This is a genomic window from Mesorhizobium sp. M4B.F.Ca.ET.089.01.1.1, assembly GCF_004022605.1.
Lineage (GTDB): Bacteria > Pseudomonadota > Alphaproteobacteria > Rhizobiales > Rhizobiaceae > Mesorhizobium > Mesorhizobium abyssinicae.
This window is the reverse complement of the sequence record NZ_RZOS01000518.1, coordinates 1-3,630: the sequence shown is the minus strand read 5'-3', so window position 1 is coordinate 3,630 and position 3,630 is coordinate 1. Positions and strand designations below refer to the sequence as shown.

At 64.0% G+C, this 3,630-nt stretch carries 4 protein-coding genes; 3 read left to right on the top strand and 1 reads right to left on the bottom strand.

Annotated features, from left to right (window positions below; genetic code table 11):
• The coding region (locus EN780_RS29755) for a sulfatase-like hydrolase/transferase (RefSeq protein ID WP_145971010.1) at positions 1-797 on the top strand (797 nt) is incomplete at its 5' end.
• A 21-nt stretch (positions 798-818) separates the two neighbouring features.
• Here the strand turns inward: EN780_RS29755 and EN780_RS29750 are convergent.
• Complete coding sequence (locus EN780_RS29750; RefSeq protein WP_128276079.1) at positions 819-2,447, bottom strand: pilus assembly protein; 1,629 nt, start codon at positions 2,445-2,447, stop codon at positions 819-821.
• 442 nt (positions 2,448-2,889) lie between these two features.
• Between EN780_RS29750 and rpsF the strand changes: the two genes are divergently transcribed.
• Positions 2,890-3,381 carry a 30S ribosomal protein S6 gene (rpsF, locus tag EN780_RS29745; protein ID WP_128276078.1) on the top strand — a complete coding sequence of 164 codons (492 nt, stop codon included), beginning with the start codon at positions 2,890-2,892 and terminating at the stop codon, positions 3,379-3,381.
• Entirely contained in the window at positions 3,381-3,629 is a 249-nt protein-coding gene (gene rpsR, locus EN780_RS29740) for a 30S ribosomal protein S18 (protein WP_006203718.1), read from the top strand. Before rpsF ends, rpsR begins: the two co-directional genes overlap by 1 nt.
• The last annotated feature ends 1 nt before the right edge of the window (position 3,630 follow it).

The following is a 3,630-nucleotide window of genomic DNA, read 5'->3' as shown; positions in this document are numbered from 1 at the left end:
ATGCCGATTTCGGCTTCAACGACTTCCGCTCGGAGGAGACGCTGCCGCCGATGCAGAAGCGGGGGCCACTGGCCTCCGACGCGGCGATGACCGACGAGATCATCCGCGAGGCGGACGCAAGCGAGGACCCGGTCTTCATGTTCGCCGTCAGCCTGCAGAACCACGGGCCCTACGAGCCGTACCGCTATTACAATCCGTCCCACAAGGTCGCGGCGCCGATCAGCTCCTGGGCGCGTGAATCGCTGCTGAGCTATGCCGAAGGCTCGGCCGACGCCGACCGCGGCCTGGAACGGCTGGTCGAATGGGCAAAGAAGCGCCAGCGGCCGACGGTGATCGCCTTCTTCGGCGACCATCTGCCGCCGCTCGGGCCGGTCTATGTCGAGACCGGCTTCCTCAAGGACAACGTCGCGCCGCGCAAGGAGCCCTCGCCCGAAGCGGCACTCGAGCACCACCAGACGCCGCTGATCATCTGGTCCAACCGCACCGGCCCGGCCGAGGAGATGGGCGCCGTCAGCCCCGCCTTCCTGCCCTACCATATCCTGACCACTGCCGGGATCACGCACCCCTACTATACCGGCTTCCTCGGCGCCCTGCGCGAGCGCTACCGCGTCGTCGACCGCAACCTTCTGCTGTCGCCGGCCGGCGAGGCGACGCCCGACTGGGCGCGGCAGAAGAAGGTCGACCCGGCGATCAACGATTTCCGGCTGATCCAGTACGACATGATGTTCGGCAAGCGAAACGCCGCGCCGGACTTCTTCCCCGAAACCGTGGACAAGGTCGTCGCCCACACAAGCTGAGCCGGCGGGCGAACCCGCCGTTCAGTTCGTCAGCTGCAGCTTCGAAAATTTGCTGGCGATGGTCTGGAACACGTTCGGCAGCTTGCTCGGATCATTGACGGCGTAATAGTCGCTCGGATCGGAGGCGCAGGCACTGTAGAGCGCGCGGTTGGCCGCAGTATCGGCCTGCAGCACCATGGTGTAGACCTGCACGCCCTGGCTCTTCAGCTGCGTGCAGACATCCTTTGTCCAGCCATCGACATTGCGCGCAGCCGCCGTCTGGTTGTCGGAGCCGAAACGGCCGCCTCCGAGATAGCCGTAGGACGTATAGTCCGACTTGGTCGGCTGGCCGCTGGCGCCGTAGACGACATTCTCGCCGTCGGTCAGCATCACGACCTTGCTGACGCCCGAGGTCTTCCAAGGCGTGGCGTCGGTATAGGGCGGCTGCGGCGACAGCACCCGCATACCCCAGGCCAGCCCTTCCGAGACGTTGGTGCCCGAACCATTCCATTCGCTCATCTGGGCAGCGGCGGCGCGCAAGCTGTCGAAATCGTTGGTGAGCGGGACGATCGGGGTCGGGCAGGCGCGATTCGGACCGACGGTGATGGTGCTGCCGGTCTCGGTCACGATCTTGTTGGTCGAGGCAACATAGCGCGCGACCTTGCTTACATTGGCGTCGAGCACGCCACTAAGGTCGATGCCGAGGACGTTGGCGCCCGGCAGCGCCAGCTTGGTCTTGTCGATTGTGTCGTCAAGATAGGAGTTGTTGTAGCCGGTCGACGAATTGCCGTAGGAAGCGGACGGCTTGCGGGCGACGTCGGGATCGTCCGGCGCGAGGTAGGGGACGAACAGCGTGTCCGGGTTGGACGGATCGGGTGGCGTGTCGGAGATGTTGTAGGCGCCCGGCCGCGCCTCGACGCAGCCTTTCCAGCCGGTCCCCTTCCAGCCGGTGTGCTTCAAGGCCGGAACGTCCTGCTGAAGCTGCTTGAACAGCGACATATGATCTGGACGTTTGCCTTTTACTGCCGGGAAATTGATGCCGTTGGTGGACGACTTGCCGTTCAGGTCGATCCAGGACGGGTCGAAATCAGGGCCATTGACGTTGACGGCGGTGACAAATGGCACCAGCGAGGCGCGCACCTGGCGAGTCGGCGACTTGGCCGCCTCGAGATAGTCGATCAGCGACTTGGTCGCCTGCCTGAGCGCGCTGATGCGCGCGCCTGCCATGGAGCCGGTGTTGTCGAGCACCAGCACGACTTCGAGCTGGTTGTTCGATTCCATCGCCGAGGCATCGACGGTGATGTGCCTGTCGTCGCCGAACAGGAAAGCGAAGTTCAGATTGACGTCGGCCGAAGCGACAGCCTTGGTCTTGATGTAGGTGACGCCCTTGTCGACGCTGAGCGTGGCCTGGGCATTGGACAGTTCGCGGTGGGTCGCGACATTGGCCTGGAAATAGCGGTTGAAGGCATCGCTGCGCGAGATGTCGATGTCGCCGAGATGCGAAGAGGCCAGGTTGGCCGCGTCAAGCGCGTTCTGCAGATTGCTCCTGGCCTTCATCAGTGTCGAGACATCGGTGGCGAAGGCCACGGCGGTGAGGATCGCCGGCACGCCGAGCGCCAGCACCAGCGCGAAGTTGCCGCGCTTCGAGCGCCAGAAATTCTTGAGAAGCATCCTACCCCCGGGATCGCCAAGCAGACCGCCCCCGCGCGGTCACCCGATTTCGTGCGCTTCTCGTCGTGAATTTGAGGTTACAACGCAAAACAACCGCTTGTGGTGGTTAAAGCCCGATTACCGGAAAATCGATAAAATAGCTCGCTCCCGAATGTTGGCGTTTTTTCCTGACTGCGACGGCAAGGACCGACGTCCTCCCTTGCCTTCCCCGGGAATTGCTGTATAGACCCCCGCAATCTGCCGGTCCTTGCTGGGGGCTGAACGGAGGGCCGCAGGCTTATCGAAAGCCTGCGTGTGAAGCCAGAAGCGCTTCCGCCTCCCGTGTCTCCGCTCTCGACCGTCTCGTCATGCTCCTTTCTTCCCCGCTTCGCGGGTCAGAGAAGTTGCAGAGGCTTTAGCCGCGAGGAACCGGGAGAGAAACGAAGAAAGGCACCGATACACTATGGCTCTATACGAACATGTGTTCCTTGCCCGGCAGGACCTCTCGCAGCAGCAGGTCGATGCGCTTGTCGAACAGTACAAGGGCGTCATCACCGCGAATGGCGGGTCCGTCGGCCGGGTCGAGAACTGGGGATTGAAGTCCCTCACCTACCGGGTCAACAAGAACCGGAAGGCTTACTACACGCTGATGGACCTGACCTGCCCGCCGGCCGCGCTCAACGAGATGGAGCGCCAGATGGGCCTGTCCGAGGACGTGCTGCGCTTCCTGACCATCAAGGTCGAGGCGCATGAGGAAGGTGCATCCGCGATGATGCAGAAGCGCGAAGAGCGCTCCGAGCGCGGCGGCTTCGGCGACCGCGACCGTGGCGACCGCGGCCCGCGTTCGTTCGGCGACCGCGATCGCGGCGACCGTGGCGATCGTCCGCCGCGCAGCTTCGATGGCGAGCGCGGTCCGCGCCGCCCGCGTGAAGGCGTTGAAGGGGGTGCAGAATAATGGTCGACATCAACCAGATCCCGACCCGGCGCCCGTTCCACCGTCGCCGCAAGACCTGCCCGTTCTCCGGCGCCAACGCGCCAAAGATCGACTACAAGGACGTGCGTCTGCTGCAGCGCTACATTTCCGAGCGCGGCAAGATCGTGCCGTCGCGCATCACCGCCGTCAGCCAGAAGAAGCAGCGCGAGCTCGCCAAGGCGATCAAGCGCGCCCGCTTCCTCGGCCTGCTGCCCTACGTGGTTCGCTAAG

Excerpts from the sequence above, each read along its gene's own strand:
- rpsF (WP_128276078.1), top strand. The coding sequence starts at position 2,890 with ATGGCTCTATACGAACATGTGTTCCTTGCCCGGCAGGACCTCTCGCAG.
- EN780_RS29750 (WP_128276079.1), bottom strand. The coding sequence starts at position 2,447 with ATGCTTCTCAAGAATTTCTGGCGCTCGAAGCGCGGCAACTTCGCGCTG.
- rpsR (WP_006203718.1), top strand. The coding sequence starts at position 3,381 with ATGGTCGACATCAACCAGATCCCGACCCGGCGCCCGTTCCACCGTCGC.